The sequence below is a fragment of the Janthinobacterium sp. NKUCC06_STL genome (assembly GCF_019345455.1).
GTDB classification, from domain to species: Bacteria; Pseudomonadota; Gammaproteobacteria; order Burkholderiales; family Burkholderiaceae_D; genus Janthinobacterium; species Janthinobacterium rivuli.
The window spans coordinates 158,026-182,492 of the sequence record NZ_JAHKQY010000002.1; the positions used below are offsets into that span (position 1 = coordinate 158,026).

A 24,467-nucleotide genomic window follows, 5' to 3' on the forward strand; every position below is an offset into this window, starting at 1 on the left:
AAAGGCGAAAGCCAGGTGGTCGTGACAATGTGTGCATGTTTCTTCTTGGTAATTTGTTATGCTGCATGGCGTCCTGTTGCCGGCATGTGCCGTACAGGTGCGATAGCGAGGCCTGTGCGGGTAGGAAGCTGGCTCCGTGCCGTGTAAACCATAAGGAGATAAGTATTTTTCCCCGCAAACTGCTTGGCGAAGATGCCGCCGCCATCGTGCTGTCCCTGACTGTTGTCGCGTATGTGGCATCCTTGTTTTTAACGGCAATCGTGGACTCCCATGAAGTCTTGTTGGGTGGGGGCGTATTATTGCTCGGCTGGTTAGGCCCGTTGGCTGGCAGTTTTGCCTGGTTTGCCAATCCGCTGCTTATTTTTGCCATGTACTTCTCGAAAGACAAGCCCAGTGCCGCCAAGCTGGCCGCCTTTTTTGGCTTTGCGCTGGCACTGACAGCCTTTGGCCTCGAGACAATTCCCAGTGATAATGGTTCCTATGAAGTGCTGGGATTCGGTGCCGGATGCTATCTGTGGCTGGCCTGTTTTCCAGCCGTGTTCATCGCATCGTTCTTGAGCAGCAGAAAATCCAAGGCTCCTGCCCTTGGCGAATAGCCTGGTTTTTTTCTGTCGCGGCATCACAGATGATCTGTGGTCATCCATCGCCTGAGCAAGCATCGTTTGCCAGCGGCGCCCGGATGCGGTCTAATCATGGCTTGTTCCTTCACGAGCTTGCCATGCTGCCCACTTCCGCCATCGCCGCGCTGCGCGAAAAATTTCCCCTGATTACAGAATTGATGGCCTTGCAGCCCTTGAGCTGGTTCAATCCCGCCATCGCGCCCGCGGCCGAGGCCTTGAATGACGTGGGCTTGACGGCGGCTGACGTGGCCAACGCCAGCGCACGCCTGGCGCGCTTCGCGCCCTATCTGGCCAGGGCCTTTCCGGAAACGCAGCCCGCCAGCGGCATCATCGAGTCGCCCGTCGTGCCGCTGCCGGCCATGCAGGCGGCGCTAGGCTTGGCATCAAGCATGACGAGCGGTCAGCTGTGGCTCAAGCAGGATAGCCATTTGCCCATTTCCGGCTCGATCAAGGCGCGTGGCGGCATTTATGAAGTGCTGAAACATGCGGAAATGCTGGCGCTGGACGCCGGTTTGCTGAAAGAGGGCGATGATTACAGCCTGCTGGCCAGCGACGCCGTAAGGGCCTTCTTCGGCCAGTATGCGATCGCCGTCGGCTCCACGGGCAATCTGGGCTTGTCGATCGGCATCATGAGCGCGCGCCTGGGCTTTCGCGCCACGGTGCACATGTCGGCCGACGCGCGCCAGTGGAAGAAGGATAAATTGCGCAGCCATGGCGTCACCGTCGTCGAATACGCGACCGACTACAGCGTGGCCGTGGAAGCGGGGCGCAAACAGGCGGAAAACGATCCCAGTTGCCACTTCGTCGACGATGAAAACTCGCACGACCTGTTTCTCGGCTATGCGGTGGCGGGCCAGCGGCTGAAAGTACAATTTGCGGCGGCTGGCGTCACGGTCGATGCGCAGCACCCGCTGTTCGTCTACCTGCCGTGCGGTGTCGGCGGCGGCCCCGGCGGCGTTGCCTTCGGCTTGAAGCTGGCCTTTGGCGATGATGTTCACTGTGTGTTTGTCGAGCCGACCCATTCGCCGTGCATGCTGCTGGGCGTGTACACGGGCTTGCACGATGGCATCAGCGTGCAGGAAATCGGCATCGACAACCTGACGGCCGCCGATGGCCTGGCCGTGGGACGCCCGTCCGGCTTCGTCGGGCGCGCCATGCAGCGGTTGATCGACGGCTACGCCACCGTCACGGATGAAGAACTGTACCGCTTGCTGGCGACGCTGGAGCAAACGGAGCAGCTGCGCCTGGAACCGTCGGCCGTGGCCGGTTTCGCCGGCATCCAGCACGTGCTGGCCGCGCCGCAATATCAACCGAATCTGGCCCAGGCCACGCACCTGGTGTGGGGCACGGGCGGCAGCATGGTGCCGCAGGCGGAAATGGACGCCTACGTGGCGCGTGGCCGCGCGCTGCTGGCGGCCGGAGCCGCCTGATGCCGGCCGGCGCGGCGCTCACGACAACGCTGACGGCCAGCCAGTTCGCCAACCTGCACACCTTTCTCGTGGCGGCGCGCCATGCCAGCTTTGCGCTGGCGGCGCAGGAACTGGCGCTTACGCCCAGCGCCGTCAGCCACCGCATCGCACGGCTGGAAAGCAGCCTGGGCTTGCGGCTGTTCCAGCGCCTGACACGGCAAGTCAAGCTGACGGCCGACGGCGAACGCATCTTTGCCGCCCTGCAAATCGGCTGGGATGGCTTGCACGCGGCCCTGGCCGGCGGCGACACGCTCACGGGCAGCCTCACCGTGCATGCGCGCCCGTCCATCGCCCAATGCTGGCTGGTGCCGCGCCTGGCAGGTTTTACGGCGCAGTATCCGGACCTGTCTATGGACTTGCGCGTGGGCAACGATAGCGTGGACTTTCGCGCCGGCCAGGTCGACCTGGCCTTGCATTATGGCGACGGCAGCTTTCCCGGCCTGGCCTCGCGCAAGCTGATGGGCGAATGGCTGGCGCCCGTGTGCAGTCCCGACTATGCGCGCGAGCACGGCTTGCTGGATGCGCCACACAACTTGCCACGCGCCACGCTGCTGCACGACACCCTGGCCTGGCCCGCCTGCGCGCCCGATGCCGAGTGGCGGCTGTGGCTGGACGCGCAGGCGCCCGAGGTGAGCTTGCCCACGCGCAGCCTGCGTTTCGACCGCGCCGACCTGTGCGCGCAGGCGGCCATCCACCACGCGGGCGTGGCCATGGGCCGGCGCCAGCTGGTGCAGCCGTGCTTAGATAGCGGCCAGCTGATCCTGCCGTTTGGCGATTTTTCCTTGGCCAGCCCGCAGGCGTATTACCTCGTGCACAGCGGGCGCGCCGCGCTGCCGGCAAGAGTGCAGGCCTTGTTCGACTGGCTGCTGGGGCAGGCAATTTGATACACTGCGCGCCTTACCAAGCAACGCGCCAGAAAGCAGTCCCATGCAGCCACATCCACTGACCCCAATACCACCACAGGAATTGCGCACCTATGCGCTCGCCTGCCTGCTCGAGCCGGATCCGGCAACGAAGGTGGCGATGGTGGCGGCCATGGCCGAAGCGCCGCTTGCGCTCGATGCGCAGGCGCCGCTGGCGCCGACCGGCCCCGTGCCAGGCCGCCCCGAGCGTCCGGAACTGGTGCCGCCGCGCCTGGTGGGACGGCGTTCGATGATCACGCCGGAAGGGCGCGCCATGCTGGTCCACGCGCTCGCGCACATTGAGTTCAACGCGATGAACCTGGCCCTGGACGCCCTGTGGCGCTTTCCGGATTTGCCTACCGAGTACTACACGGACTGGCTGCGCGTGGCCAAAGAGGAAGCCACGCACTTTGCCATGCTGCAGGCACATTTGCAGGTGCTGGGCCACACGTACGGCGACTTTCCCGGCCACGACAGCCTGTGGGAAATGGTCGACAAGACGCGCGGCGACGTGCTGGCGCGCATGGCGCTGGTGCCGCGCACCCTGGAAGCGCGGGGCCTGGACGCGATTCCGCCGCTGCGCGCCAAGCTGGCGCAGGCGGGCGACATGGCCGCTGCCGCCATCCTCGACATCATCCTGCGCGATGAAGTGGGGCATGTGGAGATCGGCAACCGCTGGTACGGCTACCTGTGCGATCAAAGGGGCCTGGAGCTGCGCGCCACCTATGCCGAGCTGGCGCTGCGTTACGAAGCGCCCACCCTGCGCGGCCCGTTCAACCTGGAAGCGCGGCGCCGGGCGGGCTTTTCGGAGCTGGAACTGTCCGATCTGCCCGCCTGACCTTGCTTACGGATGGGCCGTGATGCTGATGTGCCAGTGGCTCAGGTGTCCCGCCTCGATGTGCACCTTTGCCGGCTTGGTCCAGGTACCAGCGCCGGGGATATGGTCGGTCGGGGCGGCGGAAAAACGCCCGTCGACGAGGGCCAGCTTGATGAAGCTGGGGCCGATGTAGATGACGCGCGTGCTGGCCGGCGCCGCTTCCAAGTCCAGCATGGCGCGGTTCGCCGCGATCCACGCCAGCAGGGCGGCCAGTTTCGGCTTTTGCGCGGGGTTGGCCGCCACTTCCGCCTTCGCGGCATTGATCAGCTGGTGAATGGCGGCGCCATCGTTCTGGCCGCCCAGCGCGTCCGTGTAGCCGCCCGCGCCGTCCGCGTAGCGCAAGTCGATCTGCTGGCCGTCGCTGTGGCCGCTGTGGCCGAGGATGGAACGGCCCGTTGCCGTCTGCGTCACGTGCTGGCCGCTGATGTCGTCGAAACGGTAGGGCTTGCCCGCCAGCCAGGCGATGGCCAGGCGTGTGGCCCACGAATCGCCGCCCGCATCGCGCGTGCCGTAGCGCCGCGCCGCCAACGCCGCCTCGTTGTCGGCCAGGTACAGGGGGGTGTAGGCCGTGTCGCCCTTGAACTCCACTTGCCCCCCTTCGGCCGGGTCGGAGCTGGCATCGACATTGTCGATGCTGCCTTTCAGTCGCAGCGTGACGACGGCCTTCTTGTCGAGCTTGGCGCCGGCAAAGGCGGGCAGCACCAGGCCGGGGAATTTCACTGTGCCGGCAGTCTTGGTATTCGTTTGGGACAATAAATTCTCCGTGCTGAAGGCGGGATCGCCGCCGCCCGACGAGATGCCGATGTTGACTTCCGTGATCGTTGCCGCCGCCGGCGTGTAGTGCAATTCCAGCGGCACGGTGTGCGTGGCCGTGGCCGATCCTTGCGACACGGATACATATGGCCCCGCCAGATTGCCCGTCAGCTTGATCGGCTGCAGCACGGGGTGGGCGGCCTGGTTCGGCGAGCTGAACTTCGCCAGCGTCACCTTCAAGCCCTTGCAGGCGAGGCTCAGTTCCACCGTCGTCACGGTGGCCAGGGCGCTGTCGCCGATATTCGTGGCGCTGACGTTGCCGCCCAGGCTCAAGGCTCCAGCCTCGGTTTGCTTGCTGACGTCGACGCACTCCGTCCTGACGATGGTGCCTTGCGTGAAGTGCGTCTGGTTGACGGCGCCCGTGGCGGCCAGGTTGACGCCGGGCAGCCCCGTCACGGCGTACGACCAGGTATCGTTGTACTGGCTTTGCGCCGTCGTGTAGGTGGGATACTCGGCCGTGCTGACGGTGATTTTCACGCCCACGTTTTTCGTGCCTTTCGGTACCGTGAAGGCGACGGGCGTCGTGATGGTCTGGTTTTGCGCGGCCGCCGTGGCCGTGAACGTCTTGCTGCCCTCGTCATCCTGCGGCGTGGCGTCGCCCGCGGCGCGGGGGCTGACCGATACCGCGCGCGCGCGCGGCCCGGCGCCATCCTGCGTGACGCTGCCTGCCACATAGGTCTTTGCCTCGGCGCGCAGGGCCAGGCCGGCCCCGTACGGGTAGACGATGCCGACGTTGACGCTGCTGCTGTTCTCAAACACGACGGCGCTGACGCTGACCACGTTCGGGTGGACGAGGTCGTTCAAGGTCAGCTGGTAGGTATCGGGCAGCACGCCATCGAAGTGAAAGGCGCCCGTGGCGTCGACCACGGCCACCTGGCGCTGGTGGTTGTTATAGCCGGCCAATAACATTTTCTTGCCGGCCAGCCCCGTGGCATTGCCGCCTGCCGGCGTGCGCAACTGTCCTTGCAGCACGATGCCGGACTTGATGACGATCAAGGCATAGCTGGCCGTGAATTCGCCATCCTGCGAGACGAAATTGAGGTTCAGGTCATAACTGCCGTTGGGCAAGGAGGCCAGCAGTTGCTGCATGGCCGTGGCGCTGATGCTGAAGGTGCCGCTGGCCGCATCGAACGTCCAGTAGGTCTTCAGGCTGATGGCCAGGCCATTCGGGGTCGACAGCAGGCCGTCGCTGTCATCCTGCAGCGCGATCGGGGCCGCGCCCATCAGGCGGAACCCCAGGGCGCCCGGCTGCAGGCGGTTGTTCGGCCCCAGTCCCGTGATGGCCAGCACGGGCGCCGCGGAGGGCAGGTTACCATCGTCGTCCGGCTCCACATAGGTTTCCACGGCCGTGGGCAGTGCCGTCTGGATCAGCAAGTCCAGGGTGGTGGTCTTGCCGCCCTTGCTGAGGGTAAATTGCGCGTGCTGGTCTACGCCCGTGTCGCCGGGCGTGGAAAAGCGCAGGCTGCCGTCCTGCAGCAGCACGTCCGTGACGGCGCCGCTGGCCTTGACGCTGTCGGCGCCGTCGGGAAAGCCCAGCCCGGCCAGCGGCAGCACGACCACTTGCGCGGGCCGCACGGGGGCGAGGACGATGCCGGCGCCGGTGCTGAAGGTCCACGTCAGACCGGCGCTCTGGAAGGGGATGTTGCGATCGATGCGCAGGGTGATGGTGTCGGTGGGCGTGACGGTGGCGCCCGCGCCGATGTTGCTGGCCAACACGTCGCCATCGATGATGGTGCTGCCCGCAGGGGCGCTGGCCAGCACGGCTTGCACATTGCTGGCCGTCTCGCCGCCATTGTTGCGGATGTGCACGCGATAGGTGTAGTCCCACGCCGTGCGGCTGACGCGCTGCTCGGCCACTTTTTCCAGCAAGGTCACTTCCAGGTCTCCGGCGGCCTGGGCGGTGGTGCTGGTCGCGGCGGCGGCCAGCATGACCTTTGGCGCGGGTGCTTGCGTGGGATCGTTCGGCCCGCCGCAGGCGCACAGGCCCATTGCCAGCCCTGTGGCCAGCGCGGCGCCCGCCAACTGCCGGCGCCGCAGGCAGGCCATGGCCAGTACGCCCGCCAGCAACAGCCATGGGGTGGAGGGCAGGGCGACGGCGGCCGGCTGCGTGCTGCCCGCCTCGAGCTCGACGAAGGAGATAGGGTCGAGGATGGAAAACGGCTGGGCGCCGGGGCTGCCCGCGCCCAGGTAATCGAAGGTGACGGAAAAGCCCGTGGCCGTGGCGCCGGGTGCGATGCCGCCGGCCAGCGCCAGCGCGTCGAGGTAGCCGTCGCCTGGAATGGCTGGGTCGGGCTGCACCAGCAGCACGTCCCAGCCTGGCAGCGTGGAGACGCTGTGCAGGTTGGCGTACTGGCCCACGCTGAAGAACAAGGTGAATTCCTCGATGGGCACGGCCAGGGTGGTATTGCTGACCGTATAGTCGTAGCGCCACTGCGTGCCGCCCAGCGATGTTGTCGTGTAGCCGATGCTGGTGGCGTGCGCGGCAGACATTGCGCATAGCAGCAGCGCCAGCAGCGCCTGTTTGATAAAACTCATGATCGTTCCTCCGTAGACTGGCGCCAAGCGTGCCCAGGCAGGAGGTCAAGCAGGAAGCGTTCCTGTATCAATTATGCTGTAAAAACAGGGGCTTGGCTGATGCGGGTGGGAGCAGGTGTCAAATCTGCCGACACAGGTCTTTATGGCTGAGCCTGTCAGCGCTGTCCTACCTGTCTTGTCGAAACTGTCTGATTGTATGCCTTGCGGAAACACGCGATGATCGTGTCCATGCTGAAACAGCCAACCAGTCCGACGGAGTATGCGATGCAAAAGCCAGGCCAGTCCCTTCACGTGAACAAGCCGTTCCTGCTGATCTGCCTGTTTACCTTCTCGACCCTGGCGGCCACCTGGATGACGACGGTCGAGGCGCCGGCCAGCGACGCCGCGCCGGCGCCCGTGGCGCGCGATGCCGGCCACGGCGCCTTGCCGGTCTGCAGCAGCGACGCCCTTACGCTGTCGGCCCGCTGCCAGCCGCAGCCCGCGCGCCAGGCTTGAGCGCACCCTGCAGCCGCTGCTGCAGCAAGGCCAGCACGGCCGCTTCCTCCGGCGCCAGCGCCTGTAAATCGTCCTGCATCTGCTGCCGCGCCCGCGCGCGCATGCCTTCCAATAAACTGCCATCCAGATACGATTCCAGCACGGCCGGGTGCACATAGCACTTGCGGCAGATCGTCGGCGTGTTGCCCAGCTTTTTAGCCACCGACTCGATCGCCTGCACGATGTTTTTCTTCGCTTGCGCATCGGAATCGACCTGTTCGAACGCCTGCAGGGCCAGCGCAGCCAGCAAGGTGCCGGACCAGGTGCGGAAATCCTTGGCCGTGTAGTCTTCGCCCGTCACCTCGCGCAGATAATCGTTGACGTCGCCCGAATCCACGCCATGGCGCGCACCGTCCTCATCGACATATTGAAACAGTTCCTGCCCCGGCAGTTCGCGCATGCGCTGCAGCACCCTGGCCAGGCGCCGGTCGCTCAGGCGGATATCGTGGCGCACGCCGCTCTTGCCCTTGAAGTGAAAGGCCACGGCGCTGCCGTCGACCTGCACATGGCGCGTGCGCAGGGTGGTCAGGCCGAACGATTTGTTTGTGCGCGCGTATTCTTCATTGCCGATGCGCATCATCGTCAATTCCAGCAGGTGCACGATGGTGGCCAGCACTTTTTCGCGGGGCAAGCCGGGCAGCTGCATGCCGCGCGCGACGGCGGCGCGGATGGCGGGCAGGGCGCGGCCAAAGCTGAGCATGCGCTCGTATTTCACTTCGTCGCGCACCTGGCGCCAGCGCGCATGGTAGCGGTACTGTTTTCGGCCGCGCGCATCGCGTCCCGTCGCCTGCAGGTGGCCGTTGGCGTGCGGGCAGATCCACACGTCCGTCCAGGCCGGCGGTATGGCCAGCGCCTTGATGCGCGTCAAGGTGGCGGCATCGCGCAGGATCTGGCCGTCCGCGTCGCGGTAGCGGAACTTGCCGGGCTTGCCCAATCGGGCGATGCCGCTTTGATGGTCGCCCGTGTAGCGCAGGCCGGCGGCGCGGGCCGTGGTGGTGGCGGATATTTCCATGGATATAAGGTACCTTGCACACCGCGCACCTGCCGCGCCGTTATGCTAAGGTGCGCATTCGTAACGCCGTGCGCGGCACAGACAGGAGCAGCAGATGTTTGGCAGAAAAAAGAATCTGGAAGAAGACCACGCCCCCCAGGCCGACAAGCAGTATGAAAAGAAATACACGGATGACAGCTTCTGGGACAAGGTCGTCAAGTTCGCCAAGACGGCGGGACGCGAAGTCATCGAAAAAGCCCTGTGGCTGTACTACGCGGCGCAGCAGCCGAATACGCCGCTGTGGGCCAAGACGGCCATCTATGGCGCGCTCGGCTATTTCATTTCGCCCATCGATGCGATTCCCGATATCACGCCCGTGGTCGGCTATGCGGATGACCTGGCCGTGCTGGCGGCGGCCGTCGCTACGGTCGCCACCTACATCACGGCCGAGGTCAAGGAACGCGCCGCCGAGAAACTGCGCGGCTGGTTCGGCGCCTAGCCAGCAGGATCGGGCTGGCCCGGCTGGCCCGCTTGTCCCTTGACGGCGTTGCGGTATTTGGCCCTGGCCTCGGCCCGCTTGACCGCCTCGCTGGCGATGTTCTGCGCCTTGATGCGGGCTTTTTCACTCTTGCTGCGCTGTTGCGCCACGTCCTTGTTGCCGATGCGCTTGGTCATGCTGGTCTCCTCGTTGAGTGTCAAGTCTGACCAGCACAGCATACTTTCTTGCCCGTACGCTACCGTGCGCCCGCTCACACAAGCGGCATGCCTACCGCGCCAGCGCGCCGCTGCCGCCATGGGCCAGCAGGCGCAGCACGACTTCTTTCTGGAATGAACGAAACTCCTTGTCGGCGCTGACGTTGGCGAAGGCCAGCACGGCCGTCTTGCTGGCGCGGTCGACGCAGACGACGGATGCGGCGCCCGGATCGCCGCCGCTGTGCGTGGCCAGCGGCCTGCCGTCGACGTCGCGCAGCAGCCACACCAGGGCTTGCCGCACGGATGCATCGGCGGGCGAGACGGCGGCCGCTTGCGGCGCGAAAAACAATTGCAAGGTGGCGTCCTGCAGGTAGCGGTGGCCATCGACCCGGCCGTTATTGCTGAAGATGGCCAGAAAACGGGCGAAGTCATGCGCCGAGCTGCGCAGCAGGCCGGCCGGCCAGTCCGGATAGCCGACGGGCGGCAGCACTTGCAGGCCCGGTTCCTTGTGCGCATACGGCTGGGCCACGACGGCGCGCCGCGGCAAGCCGGCCAAATTCCAGGCCGTGCTGTCCATGCCCAGCGGTTCGAACAAGTGCTCGTGCGCAAAGGCGTCGAGGCCGTCGGGGTTCAAGCGGCCCACCAGATAGCCGAGCAGGGCGATGCCGACATTGCTGTAGCGCCATTCCGTGCCGGGCCGGGCCGCGAACGACACGTCCGCGTCATACCAGGCGCCGCCACGCGACAGATAGCCCTTGACGAAGTCGCGCAGCGGCAATCGCGGGTCGCCCTGCACGGCAAAGGCCGTCGTTTTTTCGTACACGGCGTCGGAAATGCCCGAGGTGTGGCTCAGCAAATGCCGAAAGGTGATGGGCACGTCGGGAAACTTCGGATGCATGAGCGGGAAGTCCAGATAGGCCGCCACCTTGTCGTCGAGCTGGAAGGCGCCCTGTTCCAGCAGCATCATGACGGCCGTGGCCGTGACGAGCTTGCTGACGGAGGCGACATGGAACACCGTGCTGGCGTCGGCCTTTTTGCCGCCCTGGATGTCGGCCCAGCCATAGCCGCGCGCGAAAATGGTCTGTTCGCCGCGCACCACGGCCACGCTCATGCCCGGCGTTTCCGTGCGGGCCAGGCCGTCGCGCATGAAGCCGTCAAATTCCGTTTCCCACGCCAGCCTGGCCGGATCGGTGGCGCAGCCCGTTTGCAGCAGGGCCAGTGAGACGCCCAGTCCCAGCACACTTCGTCGTTTCATTGCTTCTCTCTTTTGCCATTTTTAATGATCTTAACAATATTTCCGCCCGCCATAGGGGCAATTGACAAAACATTGCTGTGCAGCAATGACAAAGGGGAGCGCCGGCGCTTGTTTGCCGCCGTTATTTGCGCCAATAGCGCACCAGCAGCGGTTTGACCGTCAGGCCGTGCGCGACGATGGACAGGATGACGACGACCAGGGTGATGTCGGCCAGTTCGCGCGCCAGGGGGCGCGGCAAGCCATGCGCGATGGCATAGCTGAGGTAGTACAGCGAGCCGATGCCGCGCACGCCGAACCAGGCGGCCAGGCCCCGCAGGCGCACGCTGGTGCCCGAGGCCAGCAAACCGAGCATCACGCTGGCCGGGCGCGCCACCAGCAGCAGGAACAGGGCCACGCTCCACGCCTGCCAGCTCCAGGCGGCGGCCGTGACGGCGCCGCCCAGCAGCAGCACCAGGGTCAGTTCGGACAGGCGTTCCAGGTGTTCCTTGAAGACGAGGGACTCGCCGCTGACGGTCAGCGTCACGTCGCTGTCGTGCGGTTTGGCGGCAGATACGGCATGGGTTTCCTCGGCCTGCAGCAAGCCTTGCCGGTCTTTTGGTGCGCCGGCCAGCCGCAGTTCCGTCTGGCGCAAGGCCACGCCGGCAAAGAACACGGCCAAAAACCCCCACGCGTGCAGCCACGTGGCCAGGCCATACACGAGGGCGATCAAGCCCAGCGCCGCCAGGTCGTCCAGCATGGCGTGTTTCGGTTCCTTGGCGCGCACCTGCCAGCCCAGCCAGGCCAGCAGCGCGCCGCCGGCCGCGCCCAGGGCGATGGCGCCCGCGCTGGCCCAAACCAGGTCGCGCCACAGCCAGGTGGCGCCGTGCGGCCCCAGCTCATGCAGGCCCAGCAAGCCCAGGCCCAGCATGACGAAAGGAAAGCCGCTGCCGTCGTTCATGCCTGCCTCACTGGTCAGAATGAAGCGCAATTGCTCGCTGTCGCCCGCATGGCGCAGCTGCACGTCGGTGGCCAGCACCGGGTCGGTGGGCGCGAGGATGGCGCCCAGCAGCACGCCCGCGCCCAGGGGCAAGCCCATATCCAGTAGGCGAACGCGGCCACCAGGGCCACGGAAATGGCCATCGACAGCCACGCCAGGCGCAACGAGGGCAGCCAGCGCGCCAGGCTGAACGGCACGGGCATCTTGACGCCGGCGGAAAACAGGGAGATGAGGACGGCGATTTCCGTCAGGGTTTCCAGCAGGGGTGCCTGCCGCACCAGGTCGAACGCAAACAGGCCAAGGAACATGGGGCCCAGCAGCAGGCCCACGCCCAGGTAAGCCATGGCCGAAGTCAATGGCAGGCGCGCGATGCCGTCGGCGCCCAGGCCGCGCGCCAGCATCAGGCAGCCGATCAGGATGAACCAGGCGGTGGTGCTCATGCAAACCATTGTAGCGGCGCGCGGGCAAGGGCAGCGCGCCGCAGGTTTTTTATGCCTTGTACAGCGACACGCTGTCGTTCTGCGCCTGCATGCCATGCACTTCGATGGGGTCGTGCGTGGAGCGCAAGCGGGGCAGGCTGTGCGGATAATGGGTCGTGATAAAGGCCAGCATCTGCTCGCGCACGAGGCAGCGCAATTCAAACGCCGTGCCCGAATCTACAGCGCTGATGAGGAAACGCACGCGTACGGCCCGCTCGTTCGAATCCGTCGCCTGCACGGTACAGACCCGGCCGTCCCATTGCTTGGCGGACTCGCAGATGCGCGTCAGTTCCGCGCGCAGCGGCGCGATCGGGATGCTGAAATCGAGCCACAGGAACACCGTGCCCAGGATGTCCGAGGAGGTATGCGTCCAGTTTTCGAACGGATTTTCAATGAACCATTGCAGCGGCACGATCAGGCGCCGCTCGTCCCACACGCGCACGACGACATACGTGCCCTTGATTTCCTCGACCGTGCCCCATTCGCCATTGACGATCAGCACGTCGTCGATGCGGATCGGTTGAGAGAACGCAATTTGCAGGCCTGCGATGAAATTGCCGAGCACGGGGCGGGCGGCGATACCGGCCACCAGGCCCGCCACGCCGGCCGAAGCGAGCAGGCTGGCGCCGATCTGCCGCGCGCCGGGCAAGGTCAGCAGCACGAAGGACAGGCCCAGCAGGACGACGATGGCGTGCGCGCTGCGCGTGAGCACGCGGGCCTGGGTGATACGGCGCCGCGCACGCAGGTTGTCGGCCGCGTCGACGGGATTGATCTGGGAAATCGTGATGCTGAGCGACTCGATGCATTGCATGGCCAGCCAGGTCAGCGCGATGATCAGCGCCACGCTGGCCAGGTGCGACATGGCGACCAGGCCCGGCGTGTCGTCGGGCGCGCTGGCCAGCACCATGCGCAGGCCGAAGACGATCAGGCACAGCTGGCTGGCGCGGGAGGCCACGCGCGCAACGTTGCTGGCCAGCGGGTGGCCATTGGCCAGCCTTTTCAGCAGGCCGATGCCGGCCCGGTGCACGCCGATGGCGACCAGGGTGACGAGCAGGGCGGAAACGAGCACGGTCAGCGCCGAGCGCAGCGGGCCTCCCATCAGCGAGTGAAACGTGCTGAGATCCATAGGCGAAAACTCCTTAGACTGGATTGGTGAGTGATGTCGGAAGCGGGTATTTTACGGGCAGATGGCGTAACGGGGGCGTGCGTTGCCGTACGGATAAGACTTGCGTCAAGGTGGATACTGGACGAAATTGCTGCGCTGCGCCATGTCACGTTGACGTTTCAATACGGAAAGCAAACGGGCGTCGCCGCAGCGGAAACATAGTCATACTTGCCATGCTTTTTGTTTTTGCAAAGGAAAACGATGATAGTACGATCACTCCGAATGTCCTTGCGCTTCATCCTGCCACTGGCCCTGGTGCTGGGACTGTTTGCTTATATCGTAGTACCCCTGCTCGACAACATCACCCTGCGCTGGTACGTGCGCGACCTCGACAGCCGGGCAGAATTGCTCGCTGGAACCCTCCGGCCCTCGCTCACCGAATACCTGCCCGCGCAAGACGCCACGCGCATCAGCGAACTGTTCCAGGGCGCCACGCGCGACGAACGCCTGATCGCCATCGGCTTTTGCGACAACGCGGGCCACTTGCTGTACCAATCCGCGCAATACCCCGCTTCCATCGGTTGCTGGAGCACGCCTCCCACGGGCGGCCTGTACAAATCCCTGGCGCAATTGCCGCAAGGCCAGGTCCACCTCAGCGAAACGCCTGTCATGCAGGATGCATCGCAGCTGGGCCGTCTGGTGCTGGTGCAGGACATGAGCTTTGTCGAGCGCCGCAATACCGATACCAAACGTTTTATCTTTGCCTTCCTGGCCGTGCTGGCCGTGCTGATTTCCCTGATGACCGTGTTCGTGGCGCACCTGAGCTGGCGCGGCTGGCTGGCGGCCGTGAAGGATATTTTACGGGGCGAGTTGCTGCCGAAAAGTAATGGGGCAGTGGCCGCCGCCGCACCCGCCGCCGCGCCCGCGCCACCGCCGGAAATGCAGCCGCTGATCGGCGACTTGCGCGAATTGCTGCAGGAATACCATTTGGAACGCCAGGGCGATAACGGCTGGTCGTCCGACTGGACGCCGGACAAGCTGCGCGCCTTGCTGGAGGCGGACTTGCAGGGCGACCAGGTGCTGGTGGTGTCGAACCGCGAGCCGTACATCCACACCAAAACGGAAGATGGAATAGCGGTGCAGCGCCCGGCCAGCGGCCTGGTGACGGCCGTGGAAGCCGTGATGCGCGCGTGTTCCGGCACGTGGATCGCGCATGGCGCCGGTTCCGCCGACCGCGAGACGGTCGATAAACTCGACCACGTGCCCGTGCCGCCCGACAACCCCAGCTATACCTTGCGCCGCGTGTGGCTGACGGACGAGGAAGAGCAGGGCTATTATTATGGCTTTGCCAATGAAGGCATGTGGCCGCTGTGCCATATCGCCCACGTGCGCCCCGTGTTCCGCTCGTCCGATTGGGAACAGTACGTGAAAGTCAACCGGCGCTTCGCCGACGCCGTCATCGCCGAAGCGAAGACGGACAACCCCGTCGTGCTGGTGCAGGATTACCACTTTGCTTTGTTGCCGCGCATGGTGCGCGAAGCCTTGCCGAAGGCGACGATTATTACTTTCTGGCATATTCCTTGGCCGAACTCGGAATCGTTCGGCATTTGCCCTTGGCGCGAAGAAATCCTCGACGGCTTGCTGGGCAGTACGATTCTCGGCTTCCACACGCCATTCCACCGCAAGAATTTCCTCGAAACGGTGGATCGCTACCTGGAAACCCGCATCGAGCCCGAGGCTTCCACGATTTCGTATGGCGGCGAGATGACGCAGGTCGAGGATTATCCGATTTCCATCGCCTGGCCGGAAGACAATCCGGCGCAGCCCGACGTGGCCACGTGCCGCGCGCAAATTCGCAGCGAACTGGGCGTGGCGCCCGACCACTTGCTGGGCATCGGCGTGGACCGCCTCGACTACACCAAAGGCATCGTCGAGCGCTTCCAGGCCGTCGAGCGTATGCTGGAACAGCAGCCTGGCATGGTGGGCAATTTTACCTTCGTGCAAATCGCCGCCCCCAGCCGCGCTTCGCTCGATGAATACCAAAGTTTCGACGCCCGGGTGCGCAAGATGGTCGAGCGCATCAACCGCCGCTTCGGCAGCGGAGACTATGTGCCCATCCTGCTCAAAGCCGAACACCATGGCCAGGACGATTTGCAGCGCTATTTCCGCGCTTCCGAAGTGTGCATGGTGACGAGCTTGCATGACGGCATGAACCTGGTGGCCAAGGAATTCATCGCCGCCCGCGACGACGAGCTGGGCGTGCTGGTGCTGAGCCAGTTTACGGGCGCCGCGCGCGAGCTGCATGAAGCGCTGATCATCAACCCCTACCATATCGAGCAGGGCGCCGATGCCCTGTACCGCGCTCTTGTGATGCCGCCCGTGGAGCAGCGCGAGCGCATGAAGAGCATGCGGGCGCGAGTCAAGCATTTCAATGTCTACCGCTGGGCCGGGCGCATGCTGCTGGACGCGGCCCGTTTGCGGCAGCGCGACAAGGTCATGACCAAGATCGATGCCCACAGCCGCATCAAGCGGCGCAAGGGGATCTGATGGACGATACACCTGACGATAGCGCGGCTCTGTTGCAATTGCTGAGCACGCCCGGCAGCGCCGTTTTCCTCGATTTCGACGGCACCCTGGTCGACCTGGCTTCCACGCCCGACGGCGTGCGCCTGGAAGGGGGCGTGGTCGAAGCGCTGGCGCTGCTGGCCGAACGCCATGGCGGCGCGCTGGCCCTCATTTCCGGCCGTCCCATCGCCCAGATCGACGCCATGCTGGCGCCCTTGACCCTGCCGGTTGCCGGCGTGCACGGCGTGGAGCGGCGCGATGCCGATGGTGTGCTGCATGTGGCGGCCACGCCCGACGTCTCGCCCGTGCTGGCCCGCGCCCAGGCGCTGGCGGCGATATATCCCGGCTTGCTGGTGGAACACAAGCGCGGCGCCGTGGCCCTGCATTACCGGCTGGCGCCCGAACTCGAGCAATTGTGCGTGCACGAAATGACGGCGGCCGTGCAAGCGTGCCCGGGGGTATTGCTGTTGCATGGCAAAATGGTCCTGGAAGCCAAGCCGGCGGCCACGGACAAGGGTGGCGCCATCGCCGCCTTCATGGTGGAGGCGCCATTCGCCGGCCGCCGGCCCGTGTTTGCGGGCGATGACACCACCGACGAGGCAGGCTTTGCCTTTGTACAACAAGCAGGCGGGCAGGGCGTGAAAGTGGGCAAGGGTCTCAGCGCCGCCACCCTGCGCCTGGCCAGCCCCGGCGCCTTGCGCACGGTGCTGCTGGCCGCGTCCGTATCCCCTTTCAAGGAGTAGCCGATGACCATATCCCCAGAACAAGCTGATGACGCCCCCGGCGGCGTGCCCGCGCAAGCGTCCCTCAACTGCGGCGTGGTGGGCAATTGCGCCTTCAGCGCCCTGATCGACCAGGCGGGGCAAGTCGTCTGGTCGTGCCTGCCCCGTTTCGATGGCGACCCGGTCTTCAACGGCTTGCTGGACGCCACGGAAAACGGCAGCGTGTGGGCCATCGACATTGAAAACTTTGCCCGCAGCGAGCAATTCTACGAGCCGAACACGGCCGTGCTGCGCACGCGGCTGTACGACACGCAGGGGCGCGGCGTGGAAATCACGGATTTCGCGCCCCGATTCCTCAGCCGCGACCGCATGTTCCGCCCGCTGATGCTGATCCGCCGCGTGCGCCCGCTCGACCACGCCGTGCGCATCCGTGTCCGCCTGCGCCCCCGCTACGACTGGGGCAAACTGGCGCCGCAGATCACGCAGGGCAGCCACCACATCCGCTACGTGGGGCCGGAACAGACCTTGCGCCTGAACACCGATGTATCGCTCAACTATGTGCTGAGTGAAACGTACTTCGTGCTGGGCGGCACGGCCAACTTCCTGCTGGGCCCCGATGAAACCCTGGCCGGCGGCATCGACGAGACGGCGCGCATCTTCGAAAAGGAAACCATCAATTATTGGCGCACCTACACACGCCGCCTGGCCGTGCCGCTGGAATGGCAGGACGTGGTCATCCGCGCGGCCATCACATTAAAACTGTCTTTATATGAAGACACGGGCGCCATCATCGCCGCCATGACCACCAGCATCCCGGAAGCGCCCGGCAGCAGCCGCAACTGGGATTACCGCTACTGCTGGCTGCGCGACGCCTTCTTTGTCGTGCGCGCACTCAATAGTTTGTCCGAAGTGGGCACGATGGAAGAGTATTTGCGCTGGCTGACGAACATCGTTGCCCGCTCGAAAGGCGGCCACATCCAGCCCCTGTACGGCATCGGCCTGGAAGAGCAACTGCCTGAATCCATGCTCGACCACTTGCCCGGCTACCGCGGCAACGGCCCCGTGCGCGTGGGCAACCAGGCGCAGGAACATTTCCAGCACGACGTCTACGGCAATATCGTCTTGGGCGCGGCGCAAGCGTTTCTTGACCATCGCTTGTTCCACCGGGCCGGCAAGGCCGAGTTCGCCGCGCTGGAAGCCGTGGGCGACCAGGCCTTTCGGTTGCACGCAGAACCGGACGCGGGCATGTGGGAACTGCGCACGCGGGCAAGAGTCCACACCTCGTCCATGCTGATGAGCTGGGCCGCCTGCGACCGCCTGGCCAAGGTCGCCCATAAACTGGGCTTGCCGGACCGCGCCGACCACTGGAACAGCCGCGCCGTGCTGATACGCGAAAGATTACTGCGCGAAGCGTGGAGCGAAGAGCGCCAGGCCTTCGCGGAAAGCCTGGGCGGGCGCGACCTCGACGCGTCCGTCCTGCTGATGGCGGAAGTCAACTTCATCGACCCCATGGACCCGCGTTTCATCGCGACAGTCGATGCGCTCGAAGCATCGCTGTGCGACGGCCCCTATATGCGCCGCTACGAAGCGCCCGACGACTTCGGCAAGCCGGAAACGGCCTTCAATATCTGCACCTTCTGGCGCATCGACGCCCTGGCGCGCATCGGCAGGAAAGACGAAGCGCGCAAGATCTTCGAGACCATGCTGCTGGCGCGCAATCACCTGGGCTTGCTGTCGGAAGATACGCATCCCGTGACGGGGGAAATGTGGGGGAACTTCCCGCAGACGTATTCGATGGTGGGCTTGATTAATTGCGCGGTGCGCTTGTCGGCGCCTTGGGATAGCGCGATTTAATCGTACCGTGTCATTCCGCGCCAGGTCATCACCCGCCTTGGTGCGCCAGAACACGAAATGCCGAATGGCATCTACACTGATCAATATGAAATATCGAGATGACGACCGAAAACGACATTTTAGCGACAATAAATGACAGCCTTTTTCTTGAGACTATTTTCCAGAAAGAGACTGATTGGGATGCTGCATTGGACGACAGGGAATCTGCTGAGTTTGATGGCGCATGGTGTGCCAGCTACGAAAAAGTGAGCTCATCTTGTCCATCTGAAGGCGCCCAAGTGAAGGAGATCAGGGAGATCGCATTCAAGAAAGTGTATCAAGTCACTGAAAATGCCGACCTTGCTGGCTACGTGTCGGACGATCTGGGCCTGATTGCGCAGGCATGCCAGAATAAAGTCGAGATCGACTTTATCGACAATCTCTGGAAAACCTATATGCGCGGAGAGTTTCCAACTTGAGTTGATACAGGCATGCTCGCGGCGCTCCTGCGACGCCATTTCAGTTGCCAGTTGCGCGCTCGCCACGTCCATACAACCTGCACTCCGCCGCCAGCGCCAGCAAATTCGGGTCGCGCTCGCGGCTGCTCAGCATCAGCAGGGTGATTTGCTGGTGCGAGCCGTAGCGCGCGTCCAGCGGAATCAGTTCGATGCGCGAGCTGAAGGCGCGCACGCGGCCGGGCAGCAGGCTGTAGCCGATGCCGCCGCTGACCAGGTTGATCAGCGAGAAGATGTCGCCGACCCGCATGGCCGTGTCGGGCACGAATCCCGCCAGGTCGAACGCGTGGTTGAAGCTTTGCGAGGTGACGAAACCTTCGTTCAGGGTGACGAATTTGTCGTTGCGCAGTAGTTGCAAGTCCACCGATGCGGCGCCCGCATACGGCGAGGCTAGCGGTGCGGCCAGGTAGATGTCGTCCTGGAACAGGGGCACGGCGACGAGGCCCGCATGCTGTTCGTCTTCCTGCACGCCGACGATGATGGCGTCCAAACGTCCATCGGCCAGGCTTTGCAGCAGTTCGCGGTTCGAGCCCAGGGTCAGGTCGATGTCGAGGCCGGGCCGGCGCAGCTTCAGGGCGATCACCAGCTGCGGGATGCAGTGCAGGGTCAATGAATACAGCGAGCCGATCTTCAGGCGCACGGGGTTGATGCCCGACATTTCGCGCACCTTGCGCACGCCTTCCTCGCACTCGGCCAGCGCGCGCCGCGCCGATTCGGCAAAGGTGTAGGCCGCATGCAGAGGGATCAGGCTGCGGCCCTCGCGCTTGAACAGGGGACAGCGCAAGCCGTCTTCCAGCGAGTGCAGGGCGCGGTGCACGCTGACCGTGCTCTGGCCCAGCGCATCGGCCACCCTTGCCAGGTTGTTCAATTCCATAAAGCTGAGAAAAACCTCGAGCTTTTTCAGCGTGATTTCTTCGTTGATGGCCATGACTAGCCTCTTTCAAGGGAGTTCATTAACTTCAGAGTAATGAACATGGTAGCAGGTTGATTGTCGCGCCTCCGTTTTCGCTCTATCGTCAGGCTTCGATAGCTCAATTCGGAGGCAAGATGTCAACCGCCACAGCAGCGCCAGGGCAGCGGCAAAAACAATGGGACACGCGGCGCACCGAGAAGCGCCGCCGCCTGGACGCCGTGCGCCAGTACGCGAGCGGCCCCGTGCTGCAACAGGGCGACATGGTCGCCGTGCTCGAAGCGCTGCTAGCGCCGGGCGACCGCGTCGTTCTCGAAGGCAATAACCAGAAGCAGGCCGATTTCCTCGCCCGCATGCTGACCCAGGTCAACCCCGACAAGATCCACCATCTGCACCTGATCATGCCCAGCGTCAGCCTGCCCGAACACCTCGACCTGTTCGAGCGGGGCATCGCCCGCAAGCTCGATTTCTCGTTTGCCGGCACGCAAAGCCTGCGCATCGCCCAGTTTCTGCAGGATGGCTTGCTGGAAGTGGGCGCCATCCACACCTATATCGAGCTGTATGCGCGCCTGTTCGTCGACCTCACGCCCAACGTCGTCATGGTGGCAGGCTACATGGCCGACCGCCAGGGCAATCTGTACACGGGCCCCAGCACCGAGGACACGCCGACTCTGGTGGAGTCGGCCGCCTTCCGCGACGGCATCGTCATCGCCCAGGTCAACCAGATCGTCGACGACGTCAGCGATTTACCCAGGGTCGACGTGCCTGGCTCGTGGATCGATTTCGTCGTGCAGTCCGACAAACCGTTTTTCATTGAACCGCTGTTTACCCGCGACCCGCGCGTGATCAAGCCCGTGCACGTGCTGATGGCCATGATGGCGATCCGCGGCGTGTATGAAAAGCACCAGGTGCAGTCGCTGAATCACGGCATCGGTTTCAATACGGCCGCCATCGAGCTGATTTTGCCCACGTATGGAGAGCAGTTGGGCTTGAAAGGCAAGATTTGCCGCAACTGGGTGCTCAACCCCCATCCGACCCTGATCCCCGCCATTGAGACGGGCTGGGTCGAGAGCGTGCACTGCTTCGGCGCGGAACTGGGCATGGAAGGTTATGCGGCGGCCCGGCCCGACGTGTTCTTCACGGGCCGCGACGGTTCGATGCGCTCGAACCGCGCCCTGTGCCAGCTGGCGGGCCAGTACGCGGTCGACCTGTTCATCGGCGCCACCTTGCAGATGGATGGCCTGGGCAACTCGTCGACCGTGACGAATGGCCGACTGGCGGGTTTTGGCGGCGCGCCCAACATGGGCCACGATCCGCATGGCCGGCGCCACCCGACACCGGCCTGGCTGGACCTGATCGAGACGGACGACCCGCTCGCGCGCGGCAAGAAGCTGGTGGTGCAGATGGTCGAAACGTTTCAGGACGGCGGCCAGCCCACCATCGTCGAATCGCTCGACGCCGTCGCCGTGGGCCAGGCCAGCGGCATGCCGCTGGCGCCCGTGATGATCTATGGCGACGACGTCACCCACGTGCTGACGGAAGAGGGCATCGCCTATTTGTACAAGGCCCGTTCGCTCGATGAGCGCAAGGCCATGCTGGCGGCGGTCGCCGGCGTGACGCCCATTGGCCTGCGCCACGACCCGAAGACGACGGCCAAGTTGCGCGCCGACGGCCTGATCGCGCTGCCCGAGGATATCGGCGTGCAGCGCGGCGCGGCGAACCGCTCGCTGCTGGCGGCAAAAAGCATCGCCGACCTGGTCGAATGGTCGGACGGCCTGTATCAACCACCCGCCAAATTCAGGAGCTGGTAATGACGACCACGATGACGATGACAGTGTCGGTGCGCGAACGTTCTGCCGCGCTGGGACGGCAAGTGCTGCAGGCGCTGCTCGATGAAGTGACCCTGACACCGAAACCGGGCTTGGTCGATTTGCGCAGCCGTGGCGCACACACGGACTTGAACTGGGCCCTGATGTGCCATTCGGCCTGCTTGCTGGAGCCCGTGTTTGCCGCCATGGCCGACGCTGGCGCGCAGAGTGAAGACGACGACCAGCTGCGCCAGCGCATCGGCGCCATCGGCCGCGATGGCGAGGCGCTGATGCTGGCGGCGACGGGCGGCGTGAACACGCACCGGGGCGCCATCTGGGCGCTGGGCCTCCTGGTGACGGCGGCGGCGCAGCAGGGCGCGCGCGGCGCATCGCTGGCACCAACAGCCGTGGCGGCGCGGGCCGGTGCGCTGGCCCGTTTGCATGACCGCGGCGCGCCTGGCGCCACCGGCAACAAGGGCGAGCTGGCCTGCCGCCAGTATCAGGTCGATGGCGCACGGGGCCAGGCCCGGGCCGGCTTTCCGCTGGTGACGGGCGCTGGATTGCCAGCCTTGCACGCCTCGCGGGCACGCGGCGACAACGAGACGACGGCGCGCCTGAACGCCTTGCTGGCGATAGTCAGCCTGCTGGACGACACCTGTGTGCTGTCGCGCGGCGGCGAGTCTGCCTTGCTGGCATTGCAAACGGGGGCGGCGCGGGTGCTGGCGGCCGGCGGCGCGGCCACGGCAGATGGCGCCAAGGCGCTGCTGGCGCTGGAAGCGGTGGCGCTGGCGCGCGGCGTGTCGCCGGGCGGCGCGGCCGATCTGCTGGCGGCGACCCTGTTCCTCGACCGATTGACACAAGGAGAAGCGCATGGAAACGCGTGACTATACATTCCCGGCCGGGCAGCCGGCGTCTAGCCGCGCGCTGGCCGGCGTCGTCGGCTCGGGCGATCTGGAAGTGCTGCTGCAGCCAGGCGACGATGGCGTGACCCGCATCGTCGTCAACACCTCGGTCGACGGCAAGGGCGCCGTGTGGGATGCGCTGTTGCAGCGCGTATTCGGCGGCGAGCCGCTGCCGGCGGCGCGCATCGTCATCAACGATTGCGGCGCCACGCCGGGCGTGGTGCGCATGCGCATCGAGCAAGCCTACGAAGAATTGCAAGCGGGGAGGACGGCATGAGCACCTTGAAGGAATTGCTGGAGCGCGACAGCTTCATCGAACGCGGGGCGCGCAGCCGGGCCAGGGCCTTGCTGGACGCTGGCAGCATGCGCGAACTGCTCGACCCGTTCTGCGGCATCGCTTCACCGTGGCTGCCGCAACAAGGCGTGACGGCCCAGGCGGATGATGGCGTGGTGGTGGCCAAGGGCCTGTTCGGCGGCCAGCCTGCCGTGGTGCTGGCCATCGAGGGCGCCTACCAGGGCGGCAGCATGGGCGAAGTGGGCGGCGCGAAAATCGCCGGCGCGCTGGAACTGGCGGCGCGCGACAACCGCCAGGGAATACCGACACGCGCCGTGATCCTGTTCGAGACGGGCGGCGTGCGCCTGCAGGAAGCCAATCTGGGTCTCGCTGCCATCGCCGACATCCATGCGGCCATTGTCGACCTGCGCCGCTACCAGCCCGTGATCGGGATTACGGCTGGCACGGTGGGCTGCTACGGCGGCATGTCGATTGCGGCGGGCCTGTGCAGCTATCTGGTCGTCACGCGCGAAGCACGATTGGGCTTGAACGGGCCGGTCGTGATCGAACAGGAGGCGGGCGTGGACGAATTCGACTCGCGCAACAAACCGTTCATCTGGAGCCTCACGGGCGGCGAGCAGCGTTTCCACAGCGGCCTGGCCGACGCCTATGTCGAGGACGATACGGCGCAGATGCGCGCCGCCGTGGCCGCATTGTTCGCACGCGGCGTGCCGGCACAGCACCGCAGCAGCCAGGCCGACGATTTTCTCGCCCGCCTGGCGCAAGTGGACGCCGGGCCGCAAGCCACGCCGCAAGCCGTGCGCAGCATCTACAGCAAAGGAACCGCAGCATGAACGCCATCACCGATACGAGCCGGGGCGCCGTCTGGCTGGCGGCACTCACGAATAACGCTGCGCCGCTGGACGGTTATCCGCCTTCCGTGCGCGTGGTCGACGCGCCGCTGGCCGGAGAAACTGCGCGCTACCTCGCCGTGCTGCCCGACCCGGACAACCGTTTTTCGCGCGCCCGCACCGGTGAAATCGGCCTGGTCGAGGCGTGGCAGCTGGCGCGCGCCGTGCGGCAGGTGGTGTTGGAGGACCGCGACCTGGCCGTGAAGCGGCCCATCGTCGCCGTCATCGACGTGGCCAGCCAGGCGTACGGCCGGCGCGAAGAAGCGTACGGCATCCACCAGGCGCTGGCCGGCGCGGCGGGGGCGTATGCCGAGGCGCGCCTGGCTGGCCATCCCGTGATTGGCCTGATCGTCGGCAAGGCCATGTCGGGCGCCTTCCTCGCCCACGGCTACCAGGCCAACCGCCTGATCGCGCTCGACGATCCGCAAGTGATGGTGCATGCGATGGGCAAGGCCTCGGCCGCCCGCATCACCCTGCGCACGGTGGCGGCGCTCGAATCGCTGGCTGCCACCATCGCGCCGATGGCCTACGACATTGGCAACTACGCCACCCTGGGCTTGCTGTGGCAAACCTTGCAGGTGGCGCAGCCGGACGATCCGTCCCAGCTTGATCTGGCACAGGTGCAGGGCAGCCTGCAGGCGGCGCTGGCCGACATCCGCGCCGATCCGCAGCGCGACCTGTCCGGCCGCCTGGGCGCGCCGCACCGCCAGGCGTCGGCTAAAGTCAGGGAGGTGCTGGGGCAGCAGTGGTAAGTGAAACAACAGAGAAGACACCAAGT

General features: G+C 65.3%; 21 protein-coding genes and 1 pseudogene. 15 read left to right on the forward strand and 7 right to left on the reverse strand.

The genetic code is table 11. The features are described from left to right. Positions 1 to 206 precede the first annotated feature (206 nt). The 4 genes from KO539_RS09690 to KO539_RS09705 all read left to right on the forward strand — a co-directional run bounded on the left by KO539_RS09690 (position 207) and on the right by KO539_RS09705 (position 3,829). The gene (locus KO539_RS09690) at positions 207 to 596 is read left to right on the forward strand and encodes a hypothetical protein (RefSeq protein ID WP_219308861.1); all 390 of its coding nucleotides are present in this window, start codon (positions 207 to 209) and stop codon (positions 594 to 596) included. 122 nt (positions 597 to 718) lie between these two features. After that, positions 719 to 2,050, forward strand: coding sequence for a D-serine ammonia-lyase (locus KO539_RS09695; RefSeq protein ID WP_219308862.1), 1,332 nt, complete (start codon positions 719 to 721; stop codon positions 2,048 to 2,050). Continuing rightward, entirely contained in the window at positions 2,050 to 2,973 is a 924-nt protein-coding gene (gene dsdC, locus KO539_RS09700; protein WP_219308863.1) for a DNA-binding transcriptional regulator DsdC, read from the forward strand. The genes KO539_RS09695 and dsdC overlap by 1 nt, the downstream gene beginning before the upstream one ends. 43 nt (positions 2,974 to 3,016) lie before the next feature. Continuing rightward, positions 3,017 to 3,829, forward strand: coding sequence for a ferritin-like domain-containing protein (locus tag KO539_RS09705; protein WP_219308865.1), 813 nt, complete (start codon positions 3,017 to 3,019; stop codon positions 3,827 to 3,829). 6 nt (positions 3,830 to 3,835) lie between these two features. Here KO539_RS09705 and KO539_RS09710 read toward each other — a convergent pair whose 3' ends face one another. Further along, the gene (locus tag KO539_RS09710; protein WP_219308867.1) at positions 3,836 to 7,216 is read right to left on the reverse strand and encodes a hypothetical protein; all 3,381 of its coding nucleotides are present in this window, start codon (positions 7,214 to 7,216) and stop codon (positions 3,836 to 3,838) included. 228 nt (positions 7,217 to 7,444) lie between these two features. Between KO539_RS09710 and KO539_RS09715 the strand changes: the two genes are divergently transcribed. After that, entirely contained in the window at positions 7,445 to 7,711 is a 267-nt protein-coding gene (locus tag KO539_RS09715; RefSeq protein WP_219308869.1) for a hypothetical protein, read from the forward strand. Here the strand turns inward: KO539_RS09715 and KO539_RS09720 are convergent. Further along, complete coding sequence (locus KO539_RS09720) at positions 7,665 to 8,762, reverse strand: DNA topoisomerase IB (protein ID WP_219308871.1); 1,098 nt, start codon at positions 8,760 to 8,762, stop codon at positions 7,665 to 7,667. The two genes, KO539_RS09715 and KO539_RS09720, sit on opposite strands and share 47 nt — an antisense overlap. Positions 8,763 to 8,856: 94 nt before the next feature. Here KO539_RS09720 and KO539_RS09725 point away from each other — a divergent pair, with 94 nt between their 5' ends. After that, on the forward strand, positions 8,857 to 9,240 hold the full coding sequence (locus KO539_RS09725; RefSeq protein ID WP_046685558.1) for a YkvA family protein: 384 nt from the start codon (positions 8,857 to 8,859) through the stop codon (positions 9,238 to 9,240). Here KO539_RS09725 and KO539_RS09730 read toward each other — a convergent pair. The 4 genes and pseudogenes from KO539_RS09730 to KO539_RS09745 form a co-directional block, all read right to left on the reverse strand. After that, positions 9,237 to 9,416: a hypothetical protein gene (locus KO539_RS09730; RefSeq protein WP_219308873.1), complete on the reverse strand. Its 180-nt coding sequence runs from the start codon at positions 9,414 to 9,416 to the stop codon at positions 9,237 to 9,239. The two genes, KO539_RS09725 and KO539_RS09730, sit on opposite strands and share 4 nt — an antisense overlap. A gap of 91 nt (positions 9,417 to 9,507) precedes the next feature. Further along, positions 9,508 to 10,689 (reverse strand): serine hydrolase, encoded by a 1,182-nt coding sequence (locus KO539_RS09735; protein ID WP_219308875.1) that lies wholly within the window; start codon positions 10,687 to 10,689, stop codon positions 9,508 to 9,510. Between the two features lie 121 nt (positions 10,690 to 10,810). Beyond that, positions 10,811 to 12,201, reverse strand: a pseudogene (locus KO539_RS09740) (cation:proton antiporter). Next, the gene (locus KO539_RS09745; protein WP_219308877.1) at positions 12,155 to 13,270 is read right to left on the reverse strand and encodes a mechanosensitive ion channel family protein; all 1,116 of its coding nucleotides are present in this window, start codon (positions 13,268 to 13,270) and stop codon (positions 12,155 to 12,157) included. Before KO539_RS09745 ends, KO539_RS09740 begins: the two are co-directional and overlap by 47 nt. Before the next feature lie 261 nt (positions 13,271 to 13,531). On the opposite strand from KO539_RS09745, the gene KO539_RS09750 reads away from it, so the two are divergent. The 4 genes from KO539_RS09750 (at position 13,532) to KO539_RS09765 (ending at position 18,848) form a co-directional block, all read left to right on the forward strand. Continuing rightward, complete coding sequence (locus KO539_RS09750) at positions 13,532 to 15,796, forward strand: trehalose-6-phosphate synthase (RefSeq protein ID WP_257626218.1); 2,265 nt, start codon at positions 13,532 to 13,534, stop codon at positions 15,794 to 15,796. Continuing rightward, positions 15,796 to 16,557 (forward strand): trehalose-phosphatase, encoded by a 762-nt coding sequence (gene otsB, locus KO539_RS09755; protein ID WP_099403486.1) that lies wholly within the window; start codon positions 15,796 to 15,798, stop codon positions 16,555 to 16,557. The genes KO539_RS09750 and otsB overlap by 1 nt, the downstream gene beginning before the upstream one ends. 3 nt (positions 16,558 to 16,560) lie before the next feature. Further along, complete coding sequence (locus KO539_RS09760) at positions 16,561 to 18,390, forward strand: glycoside hydrolase family 15 protein (protein ID WP_219308880.1); 1,830 nt, start codon at positions 16,561 to 16,563, stop codon at positions 18,388 to 18,390. 98 nt (positions 18,391 to 18,488) lie between these two features. Beyond that, on the forward strand, positions 18,489 to 18,848 hold the full coding sequence (locus tag KO539_RS09765; protein ID WP_219308882.1) for a hypothetical protein: 360 nt from the start codon (positions 18,489 to 18,491) through the stop codon (positions 18,846 to 18,848). Between the two features lie 40 nt (positions 18,849 to 18,888). On the opposite strand, the gene KO539_RS09770 is transcribed toward KO539_RS09765, so the two are convergent. Beyond that, positions 18,889 to 19,812 (reverse strand): LysR family transcriptional regulator, encoded by a 924-nt coding sequence (locus KO539_RS09770; protein WP_219308883.1) that lies wholly within the window; start codon positions 19,810 to 19,812, stop codon positions 18,889 to 18,891. 119 nt (positions 19,813 to 19,931) lie between these two features. Between KO539_RS09770 and mdcA the strand changes: the two genes are divergently transcribed. The 5 genes from mdcA to mdcE are packed head-to-tail and all read left to right on the forward strand — an operon-like array spanning position 19,932 to position 24,441. Then, the gene (gene mdcA / locus KO539_RS09775; RefSeq protein WP_219308885.1) at positions 19,932 to 21,605 is read left to right on the forward strand and encodes a malonate decarboxylase subunit alpha; all 1,674 of its coding nucleotides are present in this window, start codon (positions 19,932 to 19,934) and stop codon (positions 21,603 to 21,605) included. Beyond that, positions 21,605 to 22,486: a triphosphoribosyl-dephospho-CoA synthase gene (locus KO539_RS09780; protein ID WP_374106377.1), complete on the forward strand. Its 882-nt coding sequence runs from the start codon at positions 21,605 to 21,607 to the stop codon at positions 22,484 to 22,486. The genes mdcA and KO539_RS09780 overlap by 1 nt, the downstream gene beginning before the upstream one ends. Then, entirely contained in the window at positions 22,473 to 22,781 is a 309-nt protein-coding gene (locus KO539_RS09785; protein WP_176390669.1) for a malonate decarboxylase subunit delta, read from the forward strand. Before KO539_RS09780 ends, KO539_RS09785 begins: the two co-directional genes overlap by 14 nt. Beyond that, entirely contained in the window at positions 22,778 to 23,632 is an 855-nt protein-coding gene (locus KO539_RS09790) for a biotin-independent malonate decarboxylase subunit beta (RefSeq protein ID WP_219308889.1), read from the forward strand. The genes KO539_RS09785 and KO539_RS09790 overlap by 4 nt, the downstream gene beginning before the upstream one ends. Next, positions 23,629 to 24,441: a biotin-independent malonate decarboxylase subunit gamma gene (mdcE, locus tag KO539_RS09795; RefSeq protein WP_219308890.1), complete on the forward strand. Its 813-nt coding sequence runs from the start codon at positions 23,629 to 23,631 to the stop codon at positions 24,439 to 24,441. Before KO539_RS09790 ends, mdcE begins: the two co-directional genes overlap by 4 nt. The last annotated feature ends 26 nt before the right edge of the window (positions 24,442 to 24,467 follow it).